Annotated in this window: 20 protein-coding genes and 1 tRNA gene; 15 read left to right on the forward strand and 6 right to left on the reverse strand. The window is 70.9% G+C overall.

What is annotated here, in order from left to right:
- The first annotated feature begins 83 nt into the window (after positions 1 to 83).
- Entirely contained in the window at positions 84 to 683 is a 600-nt protein-coding gene (locus VFV67_RS09280; RefSeq protein WP_326468798.1) for a putative glycolipid-binding domain-containing protein, read from the forward strand.
- Positions 684 to 852: 169 nt separating this feature from the next.
- Here the strand turns inward: VFV67_RS09280 and VFV67_RS09285 are convergent, their stop codons facing one another.
- From VFV67_RS09285 to VFV67_RS09295, 3 genes are read right to left on the reverse strand one after another with little or no spacing between them, the layout of a single operon-like run.
- The gene (locus tag VFV67_RS09285) at positions 853 to 2,799 is read right to left on the reverse strand and encodes a hypothetical protein (protein ID WP_326468800.1); all 1,947 of its coding nucleotides are present in this window, start codon (positions 2,797 to 2,799) and stop codon (positions 853 to 855) included.
- A gap of 8 nt (positions 2,800 to 2,807) precedes the next feature.
- A complete protein-coding gene (locus VFV67_RS09290; RefSeq protein WP_326468803.1) occupies positions 2,808 to 3,809 on the reverse strand; it encodes a prephenate dehydrogenase in 1,002 nt (333 codons plus the stop codon).
- Positions 3,806 to 5,071, reverse strand: coding sequence for a M20 family metallopeptidase (locus VFV67_RS09295; RefSeq protein ID WP_326468805.1), 1,266 nt, complete (start codon positions 5,069 to 5,071; stop codon positions 3,806 to 3,808). Before VFV67_RS09295 ends, VFV67_RS09290 begins: the two co-directional genes overlap by 4 nt.
- A 77-nt stretch (positions 5,072 to 5,148) precedes the next feature.
- Here VFV67_RS09295 and VFV67_RS09300 point away from each other — a divergent pair, with 77 nt between their 5' ends.
- The 3 genes from VFV67_RS09300 (at position 5,149) to VFV67_RS09310 (ending at position 6,228) form a co-directional block, all read left to right on the forward strand.
- A complete protein-coding gene (locus VFV67_RS09300) occupies positions 5,149 to 5,628 on the forward strand; it encodes a tRNA adenosine deaminase-associated protein (protein WP_326468806.1) in 480 nt (159 codons plus the stop codon).
- 18 nt (positions 5,629 to 5,646) lie between these two features.
- Positions 5,647 to 6,108, forward strand: a complete 462-nt coding sequence (locus tag VFV67_RS09305; RefSeq protein WP_326468808.1) for a nucleoside deaminase — start codon at positions 5,647 to 5,649, stop codon at positions 6,106 to 6,108.
- A gap of 33 nt (positions 6,109 to 6,141) precedes the next feature.
- A tRNA-Ser gene (locus tag VFV67_RS09310) sits at positions 6,142 to 6,228 on the forward strand.
- A gap of 91 nt (positions 6,229 to 6,319) precedes the next feature.
- Here VFV67_RS09310 and VFV67_RS09315 read toward each other — a convergent pair.
- Positions 6,320 to 7,627: a helix-turn-helix transcriptional regulator gene (locus tag VFV67_RS09315; protein WP_326468857.1), complete on the reverse strand. Its 1,308-nt coding sequence runs from the start codon at positions 7,625 to 7,627 to the stop codon at positions 6,320 to 6,322.
- 401 nt (positions 7,628 to 8,028) lie between these two features.
- On the opposite strand from VFV67_RS09315, the gene VFV67_RS09320 reads away from it, so the two are divergent.
- From VFV67_RS09320 to VFV67_RS09355, 8 genes are all read left to right on the forward strand, one after another.
- Positions 8,029 to 8,664: a TIR domain-containing protein gene (locus VFV67_RS09320; RefSeq protein WP_326468809.1), complete on the forward strand. Its 636-nt coding sequence runs from the start codon at positions 8,029 to 8,031 to the stop codon at positions 8,662 to 8,664.
- Complete coding sequence (locus VFV67_RS09325) at positions 8,657 to 10,822, forward strand: hypothetical protein (RefSeq protein WP_326468810.1); 2,166 nt, start codon at positions 8,657 to 8,659, stop codon at positions 10,820 to 10,822. The genes VFV67_RS09320 and VFV67_RS09325 overlap by 8 nt, the downstream gene beginning before the upstream one ends.
- Positions 10,819 to 11,862 (forward strand): hypothetical protein, encoded by a 1,044-nt coding sequence (locus VFV67_RS09330; RefSeq protein ID WP_326468811.1) that lies wholly within the window; start codon positions 10,819 to 10,821, stop codon positions 11,860 to 11,862. The genes VFV67_RS09325 and VFV67_RS09330 overlap by 4 nt, the downstream gene beginning before the upstream one ends.
- Before the next feature lie 13 nt (positions 11,863 to 11,875).
- Positions 11,876 to 12,889, forward strand: coding sequence for a protein phosphatase 2C domain-containing protein (locus VFV67_RS09335; protein ID WP_326468812.1), 1,014 nt, complete (start codon positions 11,876 to 11,878; stop codon positions 12,887 to 12,889).
- 149 nt (positions 12,890 to 13,038) lie between these two features.
- Positions 13,039 to 13,920, forward strand: coding sequence for a protein kinase domain-containing protein (locus VFV67_RS09340; protein WP_326468813.1), 882 nt, complete (start codon positions 13,039 to 13,041; stop codon positions 13,918 to 13,920).
- Between the two features lie 18 nt (positions 13,921 to 13,938).
- Complete coding sequence (locus VFV67_RS09345; RefSeq protein WP_326468814.1) at positions 13,939 to 14,646, forward strand: vWA domain-containing protein; 708 nt, start codon at positions 13,939 to 13,941, stop codon at positions 14,644 to 14,646.
- Positions 14,647 to 14,718: 72 nt separating this feature from the next.
- Complete coding sequence (locus VFV67_RS09350; RefSeq protein WP_326468815.1) at positions 14,719 to 15,264, forward strand: hypothetical protein; 546 nt, start codon at positions 14,719 to 14,721, stop codon at positions 15,262 to 15,264.
- Complete coding sequence (locus VFV67_RS09355) at positions 15,261 to 16,025, forward strand: hypothetical protein (RefSeq protein ID WP_326468817.1); 765 nt, start codon at positions 15,261 to 15,263, stop codon at positions 16,023 to 16,025. The genes VFV67_RS09350 and VFV67_RS09355 overlap by 4 nt, the downstream gene beginning before the upstream one ends.
- A 51-nt stretch (positions 16,026 to 16,076) precedes the next feature.
- Here VFV67_RS09355 and VFV67_RS09360 read toward each other — a convergent pair whose 3' ends face one another.
- Together VFV67_RS09360 and VFV67_RS09365 are read right to left on the reverse strand one after the other, a co-directional pair.
- Positions 16,077 to 16,472, reverse strand: coding sequence for an SCO5389 family protein (locus VFV67_RS09360; RefSeq protein ID WP_326468818.1), 396 nt, complete (start codon positions 16,470 to 16,472; stop codon positions 16,077 to 16,079).
- 98 nt (positions 16,473 to 16,570) lie between these two features.
- Positions 16,571 to 17,332 carry a class I SAM-dependent methyltransferase gene (locus VFV67_RS09365; RefSeq protein WP_326468819.1) on the reverse strand — a complete coding sequence of 254 codons (762 nt, stop codon included), beginning with the start codon at positions 17,330 to 17,332 and terminating at the stop codon, positions 16,571 to 16,573.
- Positions 17,333 to 17,461: 129 nt separating this feature from the next.
- On the opposite strand from VFV67_RS09365, the gene VFV67_RS09370 reads away from it, so the two are divergent.
- The 3 genes from VFV67_RS09370 to VFV67_RS09380 are packed head-to-tail and all read left to right on the forward strand — an operon-like array spanning position 17,462 to position 19,306.
- Positions 17,462 to 17,770, forward strand: a complete 309-nt coding sequence (locus tag VFV67_RS09370; protein WP_326468820.1) for a hypothetical protein — start codon at positions 17,462 to 17,464, stop codon at positions 17,768 to 17,770.
- On the forward strand, positions 17,767 to 18,996 hold the full coding sequence (locus VFV67_RS09375) for an EndoU domain-containing protein (protein WP_326468821.1): 1,230 nt from the start codon (positions 17,767 to 17,769) through the stop codon (positions 18,994 to 18,996). Before VFV67_RS09370 ends, VFV67_RS09375 begins: the two co-directional genes overlap by 4 nt.
- Positions 18,980 to 19,306 carry a hypothetical protein gene (locus tag VFV67_RS09380; RefSeq protein WP_326468823.1) on the forward strand — a complete coding sequence of 109 codons (327 nt, stop codon included), beginning with the start codon at positions 18,980 to 18,982 and terminating at the stop codon, positions 19,304 to 19,306. The genes VFV67_RS09375 and VFV67_RS09380 overlap by 17 nt, the downstream gene beginning before the upstream one ends.
- Positions 19,307 to 19,548: the final 242 nt, after the last annotated feature.

The following is a 19,548-nucleotide window of genomic DNA, read 5'->3' on the forward strand; positions in this document are numbered from 1 at the left end:
GAGCCGAACCATAACTTGCCGGGCCCCGGCCACGGGCGGGTTTCACCTGAGCACATCGCGCCGGGCCTGGGTAGGTTGGGCCCATGTCGCAACAGCCCCGGCGGCCCGTGCTGCTCACCTGGCAGCGGGTCCAGTGGCCCAGCCTCGAGTCGGTTCGGCTGCTGTACTCCGGCGGCCGGCTGCGGGCGTCCGGCCGGATCGTGGCCGCGGCCAACGCCGCCACCGGGGTCGAGGCGTTCAACGCCTCGTTCAGCGCCGCGGTCGAGCGGGCCGAGGAGGCCGGCCGGCTGCTGCTGCGCACCACCACCGCCGACGAGGAGCGCCAGGTGTCGGTCAGCCGTACCGAGGACGGCGTCTGGCTGATCGATCACGGCACCGGCACCGCACAGCGCAACGCCTTCGACGGCGCGATCGACGTGGACGTGGCCGGCGCGGTCACCTTCAACGCGCTGCCGGTCCGGCGGCTCGGGCTGCACCGCGAACCCGGCGAGCACGAGTTGCCGGTGCTCTGGGTGTCCCTGCCCGACCTGTCGGTGCGGCTCGTCCGGCAGACCTACCGCACCGTGTCGATCACGCCGGACGGCGCCGTGATCAACTACTCGGACGGCGAACTGGCCACCGACCTGACCGTCGACCGGGACGGCATGGTGGTCGAGTTCCCCGGCCGCGCACGCCGTATCTAGGTGGACCGCCTCTAGTCCGCATCTAGTCCGCCTCTCCGGATTTGACTGCTGTCGTTGCGTTCCAGCCAGAGGTGCGGTTGGCGGATTGAATGTGGCTGGGTTGCGTCACGGTCCCCTGAGGTTGCGTTGGTCGGTCCAAGGCCTTGCACGATGATCCACTGGACACGTCCTAAGGCAGGACGAAGCCGATGTAGGACACGGCGAAGGCGGTGGCCGGATCGGTGCCGACGGCCAGCACCTGGATCGTGTGGCTGCCGGCGGCCAACCGGCTCGTGTCGATCGCGATGCGCCACCGGCCGCCGATCCCCGGACCGTCGGCGGCGGTGGGAATTCCGGCCAGCGGCGTGCGGTCCAGGCTGATCTCGATGCCGGCCAGCCCGGCCACCGCCCCGGACCGCTGCTGTGCCCCGGCCGCGTCCGTGGTCACCTCGACCACCAGCCGGCCGCGGGGCGCGTCCCGGGTCACCGGGATCGGCGTCCCGCCGCCGTCGAGCAGCACGGCGTCCGGCTCGGCCAGCACCGGCCGGGGCCGGGGCAGCGGGCGGTTGCCGGCGCGGTCCGGCGGCGCCGGCCGGTCCTCGCCGGTCAGCTCCAGCTCCGCGGACAGCACCTGGGTGGCCAGCCCGTCCTCCTCGACCGCCGAGTGCACCGCCACGGCCACTGCGCCGGTGCTCTGGTCGAGTATCAGGGCCTCGCCCGGCAGGTCGGCGACCACCGGCAGCCGCACGCCGGGCCGCATCGGCTGGCCGGGCACCGCCGGCCGGGCCGGGTACCGGTTGCCGCCGACGTCGACGCTGAACTGATCGCCGATCTGTGGCTGTTCCCGTTGCGGGACAAGGGTGATCCGCAACTGTCCACTATGGACTTCGGAGATCGTCCTGCCGGACCCGGTGGTCCGGACCGGCCGGTCCGGACCGATGGCCACCCGCTCGAAGTCGATCCGCGGTGGCGGCACGTGTGCGGGAGTCGCGGTCGGCGCCCCGCTGAACCCGATCAGGTCGACCGCGACCCGCGGGGCGCCCCGGCCGCCGGCCAGCCCGACCAGCGCGGTGGCCTCGGTGAAGGTGGGCACCACGTCCCCGCCGCCGACCACCTCGCCGTCCCGCAGCACCCGCACGCCGTCGGTGCGCAGCACCACCTCCCAGCGCACCGAAAGGCCGATCCGAGGCGCCGGTAGCGGCCGCACGGCCACCGGCCGGCCGAGCACCGGCGTGCCGGGCGGGACCAGCACCCGCACCACGGTCGCCGCGGGTTGCCCCAGGATCGCCACCCGGATCGTGCCCGGTGGCAGCGAGTCGTCCACCGTGGCCCGGCCCGGCGCCGCGACCGGCGCGCCGTCCGGCTGCCGTCCGATCAGGTCCACCGGGCCGGGCACCAGGTCCAGGGTGAGCTCGCCGGCCTGGCCGGGCCGGTCGGTCTGCACGACGAACCGGCCAAGCTCGCCGTCCGGCGCCGCCGCGGGCTGGCGCAGCCGCAACGGCGTGCGGGACCGCAGCGCCACCGCCTCGTCGCTGTCCCCGCACCCGCCGACGAGCACCATCCGGTGGGCGTCTTCGCCGTCGCCCCGGGCCGCCCGGGTGCAGTCGCCGACGCCGACCAGGCGCCAGCGCGCCGGATCCGGCCCGGAGCGGTCATTGAACCGGTCGACGAAGGTGTACGGCGTCAGGTCCGCCAGACCCTGCGCCGGGGTGCCAAGACCGCGGACCGGATCCGAGCGCTGGCCGAACTCGTCCACCGCGCGCACCTCGATGCCGTACCGGGTGCCGTTGTCCAGCCCGTCCAGCTGGATGACCGGCTCGGCCACCAGCCGGGTCCGGTCCGGCCGGCCGTCCGGGCCCCAGCGCACCTCGTAGCCGGCGGCGGCGGCCGGCTCGGCCCAGCCGGCCACCAGCCGGTGCGAGCCGGCCCGGATGTCCAGCCCCCGCGGGGGTTTCGGCCGGGCGCCGCGGCTCGGGACGATCACCGACGGGGCGGCGAACGCCCGCACCGTGGTCTGCTGGCCGGGTGGCCGCGGGCGTTGCCCGGGCTCCGGGTCGCGCAGCACGAACACGGCGGTACCGATCAGGACCAGAGCGGCGCCGGCCACGGAGATCTTGCGCAGCCGGCGCCGGTCCACGCCTTACGTTAGGTCCCCGGTGTGGCCATGGGGAAGGGCAGTTCGGCCAGTGCCATGTCGGCCTGGAATCCGGTGATCCACCCGCCCCGCCGGCCCACCGCCGCCAACTCCTCGTGCACCCGCGGCCCGGTCAGGTCCACCTTCGTCGGGATCCGCTCGCCGGTGCGATGTGCCTGCAGCGCGGCCCGGCCGGCGTTGCCGCTGGTCACCGTGGCCCGCAGTGATCCGGTCGAGGCCAGCGCGCCGCGCGCCACGCCCAGCCGGCCGAGCGCGTCGTCGACGGCGGCCAGCAGCGGGTTCAGGTTGCCCTCGCACATCGCCAGCACCAGCTCGGCCCGCGAGCCGGCCACCCGGGTGCCATCGGCGAACGAGCCGGCGGCCAGGGTCAGCGCCAAGGGCCCGCCGTCGGCGCCGGTCGCGGCCAGCACGGCGGCCAGCACGTGCGGCAGGTGCGAGATCCGGGCCACCGCGGCGTCGTGCTCGGCGGCCGTGGCCGGCACCACCCGCGCGCCGCCGTCCAGGGCCAGCTCGGCCACCTCCCGCCAAACGGCCAGATCGGTGTCCGGTTCCACGGTGACAGCCCAGGATGCGCCGTCGAACAGGGTCGCCGACCCGGCCGGCCAGCCGGACACCGCCGCTCCGGCCATCGGATGCCCGCCGGCGTACCGGGTCCGGGGCAGCATCCGCCGGACCGCGGCCAGCACCGGCGCCTTCACGCTGACCACGTCGGTGAGCATGCAGTCCGGAGCCAACTCGGCCACCCGGCGCAGCACGCCGTCCACCGCCGGCAGCGGCACGGCGACCACCACGAGCGCGCCGGCGGCACCCGCCCTGACCAACGCCTCATCCACTGTGGACTCGACGGTGAAGCCGTCGGCGCGGGCCGCCTCGACGTCGGCTTCGGCCGCCGTCGCACCCCAGACCTCCCGGCCGGCGGCGCCGGCCGCGCGCAGCACCGAACCGCCGATCAACCCCAACCCGATCACGCACACCGGCCGCACGGCGGTCATCCTGCCCGGACCGGTTCGCGCAGTGCGTCAAGGGCGAACGCGGCGTAGGTGGCCACGCCGCCGGCGAACGCGGACTCGTCGAAGTGCACCCGGTTGGAGTGGTTCGGCGCGGCCTGCGCCGGTTCGGTGTCCGGCGGGCAGGCGCCGAGGAACGCCAGCGCGCCGGGAACCCGTTGCAGCACGTAGGAGAAGTCCTCGGCGGCCATCACCGGGTTGGTCAGCGCCGCCCCGTTGCTCGCGCCGAGCACCGAGCCGGCCAGGCCGAGCACGCGGTCGGCCACCCCGTCGTCGTTGATCGTCGGCGGGTAGCCCTCGGTGATCTTCACGGTCACCCGGCAGCCGTGCGCCGCGCCGATGTGCTCGCACAACCGGGTGATCTCGGTGTGCAGCAGCGCGCGGGTGTCCTGGCTCATGGTCCGCACCGTGCCCTCCAACTCGGCGGACTCCGGGATGACGTTGGTCGTGGTGCCGGCGGTGATCCGGGCGACGGTCAGCACCGCGGGGTCGAACGCGTTGATCCGCCTGGTCACCATCGTGTGCAGGGCACCGACCATGGCGGCGGCGGCCGGCACCGGGTCCAGCGCGTCCTCCGGCAGCGCACCGTGTCCGCCCCGGCCGGTGACCCGGACCAGGAACGAGTCGGCCGCTGCCATGATCGGGCCCGGCCGGGTGCACACCACGCCGGACGGCGCGGTGGACGTGATGTGCAGGGCGAACGCCCGCTCGACGGGTTGCCCGGCGGCGTCCAGCACGCCTTCGTCGATCATGTACCGGGCGCCGTGGTGGCCCTCCTCGCCCGGCTGGAACATGAAGACGACACGCCCGGCAAGCGCGTCCCGGCGGGTGTGCAGCAGCCGGGCGGCGGAGACCAGCATCGCGGTGTGCGTGTCGTGTCCGCAGGCGTGCATCGAGCCGGCCACCTCGGAGGTGAACGAGAGCCCGCTGTCCTCCTGGAGCGGCAGCGCGTCCATGTCGCCGCGCAGCAGCACGGTGGGGCCGGGCTGCCCGCTGTCCAGTACCGCGACCACGGAGCTGCACGCCGTGCCGGTGCTGATCCGCAGGTCAAGGCCCTCCAGCGCGTGCAGCACGGCGGCCTGGGAGTGGGGCAGGTCCAGACCCAGCTCGGGGTTCTTGTGCAGCAGCCGGCGGAGTGCGACGGTCCGTGGCTGGAGTGCTCGAGCCGCCTCGAGCAGACCGGTGAACCGGGGATCGGACACCAACTCGGCCGGGGGAGTGGAGCGGTCGCCCGCGATCACCTTCATGCTCCTGATCCTGACACGAACGGGCCGAGATGGACGGGTGCTTCCTGCGGGCAGGCGTGGGGGAATACCGTGTGGGCATGGCGGAGCAGGAGCCCGTGTCGGGCTTCGCGGTTGCGGTCGTCCGGGAGGACGGCAAATGGCGGTGTTCGCCCCTGGACAGCACGGCGCTGCGCGAGCTGGACGCGGCGATCACCGAGCTGCGGAAGATCCGGTCCACCGGGGCGGTGTTCGGCCTGCTCGCCGTGGACGACGAGTTCTTCCTGCTGCTGCGCCCCGCCCCCGGCGGCGTGTCCCTGCTGCTGTCCGACGCCGCCGCCGCCCTTGACTACGACATCGCCGCCGACGCCCTGGACCTGCTGCGCGTCGACCCCCCGGAAGACGACGACGAGGTCTGGCCGGAAGGCTCCCTGGACATCCTCGCCGACCTCGGTCTCCCCGCCCCCGAGATGCAGGTCATCATCGACGAGGTCGACCTCTATCCGGACGAGCAACTCCAGATGGTCGCCCAACGCTGCGGCTTCGACGAGGAGTTCAGCAAACTCCTCGACACGTTCTGACCCGTGCCTTCGGTTCCCGTGCCCCCACACTCAGACGAAGCCCTGATCCGCGCCGCGATCACCGTCGCCCGCCGCGCCCCCGCCACCGGCGACATCCCCATCGGCGCCATCGTCCTCGCCCCCGACGGCACGGAGCTGGCCTCCGCCTGCAACGCCCGCGAAGCCCTCGGCGACCCCACCGCCCACGCCGAACTCCTGGCCCTCCGCGCCGCGGCTACCCGTCTCGGCGACGGCTGGCGCCTCACCGGTTGCACCCTCGCGGTCACCGTCGAACCCTGCACCATGTGCGCAGGCGCCCTGGTCCTCGCCCGCATCTCCCGCCTGGTCTTCGGTGCCTGGGAACCCCGCACCGGCGCCGTAGGCTCACTCTGGGACGTGGTCCGCGACCGCCGCCTCACCCACCGCCCCGAAGTCATCCCCGGCATCCTCGCCCCCGACTGCGCCGCCCTCCTCGACGACTTCTTCACCCACCACCGCTAACCCCGCACCCCCCACTCCGGTATCGTCCCCCCCGGTAGCGTGTCCGAGCGGCCGAAGGAGCGCGCCTCGAAAGCGCGTGAGGGTTCACGCCCTCCGTGGGTTCAAATCCCACCGCTACCGCTCTCACCAGCCGATACGCCGGGCAGGTCGCGGATGACCCGCCCGGCGTTCGTCCACTCGTCTCAGTTCCAGCGCTCGATGTGCCGGACGATCAACCGCGATACAGGGCGGTGGCGAGCAGGGGTTCGACGGCGCGGACCGAGGGGTGGGAGTTCCAGCGGCGCAGGGTGGTGGCGAGCCGGCGGACGTCGGCGAGGATCGTGGCGGACCCGATCGCTCTGGCCTGCCGGATCATCGGGGTGGCCAGCGTGCAGGCGTGATCGACCTCGCCGGCGCAGGCATGCGCGAGTGCCTGGCGGATGCCGAAGCGGGTCCTGGCCCGCACCGCGGTTACCGGAATACCGGCCACGGCGCGATCGAGGATGCTTGCGGCCTGGCCGGGCCGGCCGAGGTCATGCAGACACCAGCCGGTGACCACCGACACTGTGTCCGTGACGTGCGAGCTGCCGATGGTCGGGCCGGCCGGCTCGGCTTCGCCGGCGGACCGCAGATGCCCGGCGGCGCGGTCGATTGCGCGAAGGCACGCGTCGTAGTCGCCGGCCAAGGCGTGCCCCTGTGCCTCCCGTTGGGCCGCGAGTCCGAGGATTCGCGGCGGCGTACCGGGGGCGGATTGCGCCTTTCGGGCCAGACCGACAGTGGCGGCCGCGTCGCCCTGGTACAGGGTGATCGAGGCGCGCCGGACGAGGGCGTAGGTCGCGGTCGCGTGATCGCCCACCTCGGTCGCGATCCGGACCGCCTGGCTGATCCACCAGGCCGCGGTGGCGTCGTCGCCCGCCTCCTGCGCCATCCAGCCGGCGTACTCGGCGGTCCGGGCGGACAGCGTCGCCACGGCCCGGGTGTCGGATCCCGTGGTGTCCCTGGCCAGCACCCGTAATGCCTGTGCCTGGCCGACGACGATCGGAAGGACCGTGCAGGAGGGAACGATCTGACCCAGCCCGCGCGCGGTGTCGAGCAGTTGCCGATGGTGCCGCAGGCGCCCGTCGCCGCCATCGGTGCCACCGCCGGCCGGGTACGGCGGGAACCCGGTCACCACACGGGGCACGGCCAACAGTGCCGCGCTTCCGGTGAGGAGTTCGCGCCGTCCGAAGGGGACGAATGAACCGCCGCCGTCCGGTGCCATCGTCATCGTCCAGACCTCATCGCTCTCGTTGGGTTGATCCGGATCGGACTGTCCCGGCGGAGCAATGGCGGGAACGAGGGCGGTCAATGCTCCGGCCGCATCGAGTTCGGCGTCGCAGCGACGGGCGAACTCCGCCGACGGAGTCTGTTTGCCGGTCTCGATCCGGCTCACGTGGCCCTTGCTGTAGAAGAGCCGGCGAGCAAACTCACTGAGGGACAGACCTTTCGCGGTGCGCATCGTGCGCAGGCGGGGTCCGAAGGCCTCCGTGGTGGGCACCATCGACACGTCACCCCTCCTCGTGTGCCACGACCGTCGAACCGGCTGCTGGTCAACCATTGTGGTGCGACCGGCAGAGGTCGTGGGACTGTTTCCCGTTCGATCATGAACAAGGAAACGGTAAACGAATCATCGGCGCAAGCAGCCGGTCAACCTAGCACATCTGCAAATCGAACTACCAGGGGACCACCCTTTCCCGGGTGGCCAACTTCTGTCCGCTCCTTGTCCGATCTCGTCGGAAAAAGGACAGGTCTGACAAGGAAACGGGAAACACTCCCCCTTACCGTCGGGTAGCACTTGTCAGGACCCAAGAGGGCCTGCAAACTACGCACCGTCAACACCGGTTCCCCCGGGTGGCGTAGTACGCAACCCCGCTCGTAGCAACGTGCGAGGAGTCAAGCACCGTGCCGCAGATATTTCTCAGCTATCGCGTGTCCGACGAACCGTACGGCGCCGCCATGCTCGATCACATGCTGTCTGAGCGGTTCGGCTCTGCCGCGGTGTTTCTGGCATCGAAGTCGATCCCTCTGGGTTCGTTGTGGGAACGGCACATGTTCGAGGCCGTGGCCAACTCGGTCGCGATGCTGGTCATCATGGGTGACCGCTGGCTGAGCGCGGCCGACAAGAACGGGAAACGCCGACTCGATGACCCGACAGATTTCGTACGTCGGGAGATCCTGGCAGGGTTAGAGTTGGAGAAACAGGTCATTCCGACCCGGTTTGGGGTTGCCCGACTGGAGGCGGCGGACCTGCCGGCCGAACTGCGCCCGCTTGCCGACCGCCAGGATATCGAGGTGCGATTCCGGAGTGCGGGAATCGACATCGAACGGCTGGCCGGCAAGCTCCGAGAACTGATTCCCGCGCTTCGTGACCGACCCGTTCCGGAAACCGAAACGGCAGCGGGCAAATTCGCCGTAAACGCCAGGGAGGTCGGCCACGTGGTGCAGGGTGATGCGGTCACCATCACCGGTGACATGCACGCCGGCCCGCGGTACTACTTCCATCGGTCCACGGACGACGGAGCCGACACGCGTGAGTGACGAGAAACCTGCCGAGCAACCGAAACCCGCCGACGAAACCCCGCCGGACAAACCGCGGGCCGCCGAAGAATCGCCGGCGGACGCGGGGGATGCCAAGCCGCCCTCCCGGGACGAGGCGCTGCACCGGCTGCGCGGAGACGGGGCGGAGCTCGACAACCTCCGGTTCAACAAGATCATCGCGGAAGGGCTCGGCCATGTCGAAGATGTGGCCAACATCAACATCTTCCAGGGTGCGTTCACCGTGGAGGGTGACTTCACCGCGGGTGGCACGCACAGCCGGCCAGCCAGAAGGCTGGCCGCCAAGACCAGGCTCGAGCCCAAGCAGCTCGAGGAACGCCTCGCCTACTACGTGCCTCCGGTCGGCTTCAAGACCGGTGTGGACATTCTTTACGAGGGCAACCTCGCCATCTTCTCCGGCCCGGCGAGGACCGGCCGGGAGAGCCGCGCGCTGGCGACGGTGGTGGAGGCGCTGCGGCGCTGCGGGCTGACCGGCGACGTTCTTCGGCTGGACGGCAACGTGCTGGGCAACATGTCCTGGCGGGTGCCCCAACGACACTGCGGGCTGATCGTGCTCGACCGCCCGCACGGGCAGGGCCGGTTCGCGGCGGAGTCCATCGACGACGACTGGTTGTCCCGGGCCGGTGACCAGTTACGGGAACACGGCAGCTTTCTGGTCGTGATCACCGGACCGGTCGGCGGATCGCTGGCCACCGCGGCGCTGCGGACCGAGTTCGTCCTCGAGGACATGGAACTTCCGCCGCCAATGGAGATCGTGCGCGCCAGGGTGGCGGGCGAGCTGCCGCTGCTGGCCGAGGACGAGGTCGAACGGCAGCTCAGCGAGACGCAACTCGGCGCGATTTTCGAGGAGCGCGACGATCCCGCCTTCGCCACCCGCGCCGCGATGGTGACGGTGGAGGCCCTGCGCACCGGGGCCGATCTGGATGCGGCCATCGTCCGGCTACGCGATCCCGAAGACCAGGTCCGCGAGTGGCTCGGCGCGGATCCGGATGCGGCCGAGGTCGCCTGGGTGCTGGCCACCGCGGCGCTGGAGGGGTCCAGCTATCTCAACGTCGCTGACGCCGCCGTCGGTCTGTGCCGCGAACTCGGCGCCGGACCGGCCGGTATGGGCCTGCGTTACTTCCGCCGGCTGCTGGCCGAACGGAGCTGGATCGAGCATGCCGCCCAGCCGGACGGTTCGGCAGCCGTCCGGTTTCGGCACGACAAGCTCCGGCATGTTGTTCTGGCGCTGTCCTGGTTCGAGCTCGACGGCGCCCGCTCCAAGATTCTCCAGTGGTTGACCGGGCTGGCCGATCACCCCGATGTCGAGGTGCGGGCCCGGGCGGCCGGAGCGGCGGGAATCCTGGCCATGAGGGACTTCGAGCACAGCCTGCATCGCTATCTGGTGCCGTGGGGGAGCTCTCGCTCAGTGCAGCTGCGGCAGAGCGCGGCACAGGGCATGAACGTGGTGGGCAGCGTCGAAGCGAACGCGGATACCGTGTGGGAACAGTTGGAACAGTGGGCCGAGATGGTCCGCTTCGACATCAGGGAGCGCAACCTTCCGGCCACCGCGGGACTGGCCGCGGGCGGTCCCCTTGGCGTGGCCGATCCGCGGCGCGCCTTGCGCGTGCTCCGCACGCTGGTGTGCGACGGGGACTGGGGACTGTTGGAGCCGGCCGCGTTCAGCACCCATCTGCTGCTCGAGGCCGGATGCGTGCACCAGGTGCTGGACGCGTTGATGGAGTGGACCGAGGCCGCGGTGACCGAGGAGCCCGTGGTGAAGGCCCTCACCATGTTCGCCTTCGCCGCGCGCGAACCGGGTTCGGCGGAAACGGCCGCGTCCGACCGGCCGGTGCTGATGCTGTCGGCCTGGGAGCATCGTGAGCAACTGCCCGAACTGTGGGGCCGCGCCCTGTCCTGTGAACCGGTCCGCTCGCTGGCCATGGACGCGTTGCGGGCCTGGGTGCGGGTGGCCGACGCCGATCGGTCCGTGCACGGCGTAGTCCTGGATCTGCTCGCCGGCATCGCTGACCGCGGGGATCAGGACTACGGGCGACTGTGCTACGCGCTGCGCGAATGGGCCGTCGATCCGGACGAGCCGTCGGACGCGGCTGCTGCCTTCTACCGGGAAATCAGGGAAGCGGGAGAACTGACGGCATGACACAGACGTACAACCCAATCCTGGACACGGCGGAGCTGCCCCGGGTGCGCATCGGTGCGCCGCTGCGTTCGCCGGCCATGGGCACCGCGCTGGTTCTGGAACCGGCGATCGGCGACCCGCTGGTGATCTGGTCCGGCCAACGGGTGCCGGAGGCCAGACTCGGCAACTACCGTCGAATGTCTGTTGTGGACGTCTCCAATCACGGGTTGTCCTTCGACGTGACCGCGCCCAGCGCGGACCCGGCGTTTCCGTTTACCGTCGCCGTCTCTCTCTGCTGTCAGATCGCGGATCCGGCGGCCATCGTGCGCGACGGCATTCAGGACATGACCGCCGCGTTGCGCCAGTCGCTGACCAGAATCGTGCGGGACGAGGCCGCGCGTTTCGACGTGCTCAACCCGGCCGGACCCGAGGCGGCCATCATGGCGAAGCTCAACGATGCCTATCCGGTGTCCGCGGTGCGGCTCAGCGGGTTCGCCGTCACGGTGGAGGCGGTCGACACGGCCGAGATCATCACCGCCAAGCGGGAGCTGCGGGTCCAGGAGATGCGCCGCGACGCGATGCGTCCGGTGGCCAGCGCCGGCCGGGATGAGATGCTGGCGCATGTCATGGCGCTCACCGGAGGTGATCCGACACCGCTGCTCGATCGGGAGCAGGAGTCCAGGGACCGCAGCACCCAGGCCAGCCTGGATGCGCTACGCGTGCTGATGGGCTCCAGCAAGGAGTTGGAGGAGTTCAACGCCTCCCGGGTCAGCGAGCAGGCCATGAGCGCGTTCTTCCCCGGGGGAGAGCCCCTGATCGGGTCGAGCCGGGGCGGTATCCGCGACCGGTTGGACCGCAAGATCCGTGGCGCGATCGACAGCGGTCGAGTGGTCGAGGAGAACGTGGCCGTACAGGGTGAGGCCGGCGACCAGAACAAGCCGGGCCAGAACAAGCCCATGCGAGCGGAAGATCCCGGCAAGGCGGTCAAGGACGAGCCGGACGAGGCCAATGGCCGGCGAGTGAGCCGGGTTCGCGGCACGCGGCCCGCCGATCAACGGTGACGGTGGCGCGCTCATGGACATTCAGCCCCGGGCCCGGGGTCGAGCCCAACTCTGGTACCACAGCGAGGAGAACTTCGGCGCCCTCGCGGTGTGGACCGAGCGGAATCCGGGCCACGGCGAGGATGCCGACCCGCTCGTCCTTTTCCGGCGGTCCTCCGGTCGCGGGCTGATCGCGGTCTTCGACGGTGTCGGCGGGGCGGGCCGGTCCGTCGCCGGGCGGACCTCCGCCGGCGTCGACCGTACGCAGGCGTGGGTCGCGTCGCGCCGGGTTCGCGCGCTGACCGAGGAGTGGTTCGTCGGCAATTCCACGGCAACCATCCTTCGCGAGCACATCGCCGGCCGGCTGGCGCACGAGGACGACGGGCGCGGCCGGGTTCGCGGGAGCATGCACCGGGAGTTCCCCACCACCCTGGCCGGGCTCGAGTTCCGGATGACCGGTGCCGAAGTCTCGTGGGACGTGCTGTGGGCGGGCGACTCGCGCTGCTACGTGGCAGAACCGGAGCTGGGACTGCAGCAGCTCAGCCGGGATGACACCCAGTCCGCCGATGCACTGGAACTGCTCGTCCAGGATCCGCCGATGACCAACATGGTGAGCGCGGATCGGAGGTTCGAGCTCAACCACTGGCGGGGCCGGGCGCCATTGCCGTGCCTGCTGATCGGCGCCACCGATGGGTTCTTCGGGTATCTCGACGCGCCGGCGCTGTTCGAGCACCTGTTGTGGAAGACCCTGCTGTCCGCACAAGACATCATGCACTGGAGCGCGTTGCTGGCGGAACGGGTGAGCGGGTACACCGGCGACGACGCCTCGCTCGCGATCGTCGCGCTGGGCTTCCCGCACTTCAACGACCTGCGCGTGCACTTTCGGGAGCGTGCCGAGCGGGTCGACGCCGAGCACGCGGTCCCGCTCGCCCTGGTTCGGCCGGACGACCGCGCCGGACTGATCACGGCCCGGGAGCACTCCTGGCGTCGCTACCGCGGGGACTACGAGCGCCGGCTGCGTGGCTGCGCCGAGGGAGCGCCGGTGTGAGGAAGGGTGAGACCGTAAACGGGTACCTCATCGTCAGCAAGCCCACCAATGCCAACGCCGGCAAGTGTGTCTGGGCGTTCGCCGAGAAGGACGGCCAGGAGTACTTCGTCAAGGAGTTCCTTGATCCCAAGCTGCCCAGGTCGGGTTCGATGGGTTCGGACGAGGACAAACGGCGCCGACAGGAAGAGTGCGACCAGTTCGAGCAGCGACACCGAAAAGTCCTGCAGTTGCTGCGCCCGGACGACCTGCACGCCGGAAACCTGGTGTTGACCCTGGACTTCTTCGCGCACGGTACCCGGTTCTACAAGGTGACCAGGCGGATCGATGCGGAGCATGTTGCGCCGCACCGGCTGCCGGCGCAGCAGCAGGTCGTGTTGCTGCGCACCCTCGTCGACAGCCTGCGGTTGCTGCACGAGCAGGACATCGTGCACGGCGATCTCAAGCCAGACAACGTGTTGTTGCGACGTCCGAAGGGTAGCGACCTGTACTCGGCGAAGCTGATCGATTTCGACGATGCCTATCCGGCGAAACAGCCACCGCCGCGCGACATCATCGGCGGCGACCCGCTTTACGGTGCGCCCGAGTGGCTACGTTACCTGCGCGGCGAGACGGCGGTGTCGGCCGCGGACCTGACCCAGGCCGTGGACATGTTCGCATTCGGACTGTTGGTGCACACCTACCTGTTCGGCGCGCCGCCCGCCCACGCTCCGTACGACTGCCCGGCCGCTGCGGTCATCGACGGAGTTCCGTTGGTCTGGGACCGACGGCTCGGCGGCCCCCTGCGCGAGCTGCTGGGCTCCCTCACCCGGCCGGAGCCGGGCGCTCGGCCCGACGTCACCAGGACAGCCGAGATTCTCGACGGCGAAGACGTCATCAGCAGTGTGATGGCCAAGCGCGACCCGAAACCGGGGGCGAAGACCAGCCGGGTGCGGGTGAACGTAGATCGAGCCGGCAAGCCGGCGCCGATCGTGAAATCACAGAGCCGCTTGCGTATCAACGTGAACGGCCGCCGATTCCCGACCACCGGATGAGAGGACGGGCCACCCCGGATGACCCAGACACAGCACATCCGTCCGAGCCTGAGCTATGCCGTCGACATCGTCCTGTGCATCGACGCCACCGGCAGCATGGGTCCGACGCTCGCCAACGTGAAGCACAGCGCGCTGTCCTTCCCGAACCACCTCGCCCAGGAGATGTCGCGCAAGGGTCGCGGAATCAGCCGGCTGCGGTTGAAGGTGATCGCCTTCCGGGACTTCGGCCACCGCGCCGAGGACGCGCTCGTGGAGAGCGCCTTCTTCGAGATTCCGGGCGAGATCAACGATTTCGAGCGCGCTGTGCGTGCGCTCAAAGCGTCCGGAGGCGGGGACGATGCGGAGTCCGGGCTTGAGGCGTTGGCGTTGGCCATGGCCGCCAAGTGGGAGACGGGCCTCGACCGGCGCCGGCACGTCATCGTGATCTTCACCGATGCGCCGGCGCACCCGCTCGGGGATCCGAACCAGACGAAGGCGACGACCTATCCGCGGTCCATTCCGTCCTCCATCGAGGGCTTGTTCGAACAGTGGGGACACGGCCAGAGCCGCGACGCGCTGATGGACAACTCGGCCAAGCGGCTGCTCCTCTTCGCCCCCGAACTGTCGCCGTGGACCGACATCGCCGAGGACTGGAACCACACCATCTTCTTCCCCTCTGCGGCCGGTGAAGGCCTCGAGGAATGGGAAATGGACGAGATCGTGGCGACCATCGCCAACAGCATGTGAACGGTGTGACTCATGAAAATGGGTAGTTGGTGGGGAACGGACTGGCGACCCGAACCCGGTCCTCAGTTCGAGATGCGTCAGTATCGACGCGGCCGCCCGACCGGCGTGGTGGCGATGGTGGCCTGGGACTCCCGGTTCGGCACGTCGCCGCGTCCCGTGGCACACGGGCCGGACGTGTGGATGGTCCTCGAGCCGAGGCAGCTCACCATCGCCGAGCGAACCGACCAGGGTCACGGGCAGGCGCGGCTGTACATACCGCTGCGGTCCTGTTCGGACGTCGCGCTGCTTGACGAGCCCGGACTACATGGGTCTTCGCTCGTACGGTTGACCTTGACCGTCCGGATCGGGCAGGGGCCGAGCTTCACCCTGCCCCTGTGGTTTCCCACCGACGCCCGTCCGGTCCTCGAGGACCTGGCCCGCCGCGTGCGAACCCAGGCCCCGCCGTCGTCCGAGGAACCAACCCGGCCGAGCCCGAAGCGGACCTGGACGCGCACGGGCAGAACGGTGCCGCTGCTGGAGGTAGAAGCGGCGCCGGACGACGCGGACTGGGTGGTCTTCCGCCCGTCGGTCAGCAGCGCCGAGGTGCTGATCCCGCGATCGGAGGTGCGTCCGGGATGACCACCGCGGCCTGGACCTGTGACTCCTGCGACAGCAACAACATGGCCGGGGCTGCGGTCTGCCGGCTGTGCAAGCGCGCGCCGGGCAGCACGGCCGGCAGCGCTCAGCCGCAGAACCATCGGATCAGCGCCGAGTTCGGCCCGCCTACCGAGCGGATGCCGCGGGTTCCGGCTGCACCGCCCGAACGAGTCGACATCACCCTGACTCCGACGGCGACCGGATCCGGACCGGCGCCGGCGCGTCGCTCGGGATCCGGCAGATGGGCGCTCCGCATCCTTCTGTTGTTGGCCCTCGGGGTGCTCATGATTGCCCTCACCGGCAACTGCCAAGAACTGAGCAGCCTGCTGTCCGACGGCCAGCGCTCGGACGTCCCGGACCCAGCGGCGACGGTGAGCGAGACGCCGACGGAAACTGAGGCCCCGAGGGCGCCGGGGGCGTCGTCCGCACCCGCCTGCCCGGAGGACGTTGCCACCTGGCTCCCTGGTAGCGGGCAGTCCGCGGCACTCGTCGCCGCATACACCACAGACCGGTTCACGATCACGCTGTGCCGCGACGAATTCGGGCAGCTGTACTACGACGGCCAGATCACCGGGGAGGAGGTCAGCTCCGACACGCACATCTCGATTCCCGCGGACGAGACGGCGGACGGCTTCATCGCCCGCAACGGTTCGTACGTCTACGAGATCTCCGGCCTGGAGATCCTGATCACTCGCGCCGGCGAGGAGATCGCCCGCTGGGAGCTGACCCCAAACCAGCCGTAGGGTTCGCCCGGGTGGGTTTGTCTGGTCCACCCGGGCGTTTGTGGATGGGGGTCAGCAGTTGCGCAGTTCGGGGCTCTGGTTGAGGAGTTGCGATCGGGGGGAGGTGAATTCCTGGTAGGCGGGGCTGTCGGTGGCGCCGGGGTGGAAGGCGGCGACGCGGTGGCAGTTCTGGAAGGCCAGTGTGACGGCGAAGTGGCGTTCGAGGGCGCCGCGGATGGCGTCGGAGGCCAGGGCGCGCAGGAGTTGGCCGCGGTCGGTCTCCGTGGGCGGCGGGGTGGTGTTGTCGGCGAACGGGATGCCCGGGGTGTTGTGCAGGGTGGTGGCCACCGACTCGATCACCGCCCAGGCGTAGGGCAGCGAGTCGCGGACGCAGGCGACGAAGGGCTCGTCGGGGACCTGGCCCGACGAGGCTCGGTCCAGGAGGGCCGTGGAAACGTTGAGGGACATGGGTTACCTCCGGTTGTTGGGAAGTGGGCGACAAGGTTATTGATACTGGTTGTCGTTAGCGTTAGGCAACCGGAGGCGGGCAGAGTCACTGAGAAGGGTTACGGGGTGCGGCGGGCGCGGTGCAGGGTGGCGGCGAACTCGAGGGTGATGCCGCCGGTGACGCGCATGGTTTCGGCATGGCCGAGGAAGCGGGTGCGGAACTCGGTGGCGCGGTCGGGGGTGAGCCGGGCGACCGAGTCGGCGAGGCCGCGGTCGGCCAGCCAGTCCCAGAGGGCGGGGCCGTCGGGGAGGGTGCGGGGCATCTCGACCGAAATGCGTTCCACGGCGGTGAAGCCGGCTTCGGCGAGCAGACCGTCGAGTTGGGCGTGGGTCATCGGGCCGGGCCCGGCGGGCGCGTCGGGGACGGCGAAGAACTCGGCGTTGAGGTCGTGCAGCCAACCCAGCCGGCCGACGGTCTGGGTCTCCAGCGACAGCGCGACCATGCCGGACGGGCTGAGCAGGCGGCGGACGTCGGCGAGGATGGCGCCGGGGTCGTCCAGCACCTGGACCACGAATCCGGCGGTGACCAGATCGAACGACCCGTCCGGGAAGTCGAGTGCGGCCGCGTCCATCCGGTGGACGGTCAGGTCCGGGTAGTCGGCGGCCAGATGGGCGACCATTCCGGCCGAGGCGTCCACGGCGGTCACCAGGCAGCCCCGGGCCAGGGCGGCGCGGGCCACGGCACCGCGACCGGCACCGATGTCGAGCACCCGGGCGCCGGGCGGCGGGTCGGCGAAGTCGATCAGCTGCCGGCCGAGATCGGCCACATAGAAGAAGATCTCCTCGTACCGCTCGGCGAGAGCGTCGTATTTCGCGGTCACCGGCAGAAGGGTAGGCAGCGGACCGCCCACCGGCGTACCGCCGTTCGCGGCCATTCCCCAGGTTCGGTTCGCACAACCGCGAGCTTGATCAACCTTGTACAGTTGCTGCCGCCGCGAGGGAGGTATGGGGTGAACCGTTCGGACGGATTCTGCGTCGATCTTGCCGCCCTTTCCGGGGCCCGGGCCGGGGTGGAGCGCCTGCTGGACGAGCTGACCGGCGCCGCGCGGTCGGTGCCGGACTGCCCGGGGCCGGCGTTCGGCCACGGCGAGCTGGCCGAGGCGGCCTCCGAGTTCCGACAACGGTGGCGCGAAGGGATGTCCGAGCTGGTCGCCGACGGCGCGTCGATCCAGCACAGACTCGGCGAGACGATCAGCGACTACCGCCGGTTCGACGAGGACGCGGCGGTGGTGTTCAGCCGGTTGCGGGAGCACCTGTGATCGACGAGATCGAGCGGGCCCGCGATCCGGCGGCGCTGGTGCCCGGCGATCCCGAGCGGATCTGGGAGCTGGCCGGCTCCCTCGACCGGATCGGGGTGGCCCTCGAGGACGTCGGGCTGGGTCTGCGCACCATTGACGACGGTGGCTGGCAGGGCCGGGCCGCGGAGGCGTTTCATGCCTATTTCGACGAAACACCCAAACGTTTTCTGACGGCCGCCGACGCCTTTCTGTCCACGGCGGTCGCGCTGGACACCTACGCCGGCGCGCTGAGCTGGGCCCAGCGCCAGGCCGGCGAGGCGATCGCGCTGCTGCACGAGCGCCGGTGGACCGGCGACCGGGCCGTGGACGTGCCACCGGCTCAACCAATGCGGCAGCAGATCGAGCAGTTCGGCGTGCTCGGCGCCCTGCCCGACCCGCCGGAGCGGGACGGCCGGTCCCGGGCGGACCGCCGGGCGGCCGCCGTGGACACGCTGCACCGGGCCCGCCGCCAGCTCGAGCGGATCGGGCGGGAGGCCGCCGACACCGTGCACGCGGCCGGCGTGCTGGCTCCGCGCGGCCGGCCGCGCCGGTGGGACACCATCGCGCGCACGACACCCAGGCCCGTGCTGGTCCAGACCGAACCGGTCGTGCTGTCCGCCGCCGCCCTCCAGCACCCGGACGCCAGCCTGAAGCGGCACCTCGACCACGACGCGCTGCGGGACAACCCGGCGGCCTGGGACGCCGGCATCGAGGGCCTGCGCAGGCGGCTGCGCCGGCTCGGCCTCGACCAGCTCTCCCCACGCCTGCGTCAGCACATCTTCGAGGGCCACTACTCCGTGCGGAAGAACCGGAACCTGGGCTACCACCACCGGGAAGGCGGCGTCGACCGCGGACCGCTGCGGGTGGTCCGGGTGATCGGCCGCCCGGATCAGAACGGCGTGTACCGGGCCGAGGTCACCGGACCGAGGACCGGGCCGCGCGGGCCGGTGAAGCGCAGCACGTTCTTCCCGGACGCCTGGACCCGCGCCGAGGTGCTGCGGGCGATCCGGCACGCGTTCGTGCACCGGACCGAGTTCAGTGCCGTCCGGCAGCGGTGGCGGGGCCGCTACGCGGGCGTGGTCATCGAGGGCGTGGTGGAGCGGCAGCTCGACGCGCAGCCGGCCGAGGCGCTCACCGCGCGCTTGTACCATGTGGTCACGGCCTACCCGATCTATCGAGGAAGGCAGGCCCGTGGTCAAGGCGACTAGCACCGTCCGGTTCGCCCGGGACGCCGACGGCGGGATCCGCGTCACGGTGCCACCCGACCTGCACCCGCTCGACGACTTCCTGGAGACCGACCTCGGGGACAGCGCCAGCGCCCTGGACCAGGTCGTCGGCCGGGTCCGGGACGGCGGCGCCGACCCGTGGGCGTTCGGCGGCGACTGCTGTCACCTCACCGTGCACGCCGACGAGGTGCTGATCGAGAACGACTTCACCGGGGCGCGGGTGACCCTGTCTCGGGCCGAGTTCCTGGCGATCGCCGACGACTTCGCCCGCGCGGTGCACGAGCCGCGCTAGCCACGCTGCGTGTTCGTTCTGGTCTCCCCGGGTCTACCGGCGCTGAGTAGTCTAACGGTCACGGACCGGACACAAGGCGAGGTGTGGAGTGAGACCCGGCGGCGTGTGGACCCAGGAGTACCTGCTCAGTGACGACCTGGAACCGGTGGGCGATCCGCCGGCCGACGGGCTGAACCAGGCGGTCCCACGTCGCGTATTTCAGCACATGATCCACAGCGGCAGCTGGCCTTTCCCCGGTCTAC

It is taken from the genome of Actinophytocola sp. (assembly GCF_035762905.1).
Taxonomy (GTDB): Bacteria; Actinomycetota; Actinomycetes; order Mycobacteriales; family Pseudonocardiaceae; genus DASYTH01.

Bases quoted from the DNA above. Each gene is read 5' to 3' on its own strand.
- VFV67_RS09315 (WP_326468857.1), bottom strand. From the start codon at position 7,627: ATGGTGCCCACCACGGAGGCCTTCGGACCCCGCCTGCGCACGATGCGC.
- VFV67_RS09340 (WP_326468813.1), top strand. From the start codon at position 13,039: ATGGGTTCGGACGAGGACAAACGGCGCCGACAGGAAGAGTGCGACCAG.
- VFV67_RS09355 (WP_326468817.1), top strand. From the start codon at position 15,261: ATGACCACCGCGGCCTGGACCTGTGACTCCTGCGACAGCAACAACATG.
- VFV67_RS09330 (WP_326468811.1), top strand. From the start codon at position 10,819: ATGACACAGACGTACAACCCAATCCTGGACACGGCGGAGCTGCCCCGG.
- VFV67_RS09280 (WP_326468798.1), top strand. From the start codon at position 84: ATGTCGCAACAGCCCCGGCGGCCCGTGCTGCTCACCTGGCAGCGGGTC.
- VFV67_RS09295 (WP_326468805.1), bottom strand. From the start codon at position 5,071: ATGAAGGTGATCGCGGGCGACCGCTCCACTCCCCCGGCCGAGTTGGTG.
- VFV67_RS09300 (WP_326468806.1), top strand. From the start codon at position 5,149: ATGGCGGAGCAGGAGCCCGTGTCGGGCTTCGCGGTTGCGGTCGTCCGG.
- VFV67_RS09345 (WP_326468814.1), top strand. From the start codon at position 13,939: ATGACCCAGACACAGCACATCCGTCCGAGCCTGAGCTATGCCGTCGAC.
- VFV67_RS09290 (WP_326468803.1), bottom strand. From the start codon at position 3,809: ATGACCGCCGTGCGGCCGGTGTGCGTGATCGGGTTGGGGTTGATCGGC.
- VFV67_RS09360 (WP_326468818.1), bottom strand. From the start codon at position 16,472: ATGTCCCTCAACGTTTCCACGGCCCTCCTGGACCGAGCCTCGTCGGGC.
- VFV67_RS09335 (WP_326468812.1), top strand. From the start codon at position 11,876: ATGGACATTCAGCCCCGGGCCCGGGGTCGAGCCCAACTCTGGTACCAC.
- VFV67_RS09350 (WP_326468815.1), top strand. From the start codon at position 14,719: ATGCGTCAGTATCGACGCGGCCGCCCGACCGGCGTGGTGGCGATGGTG.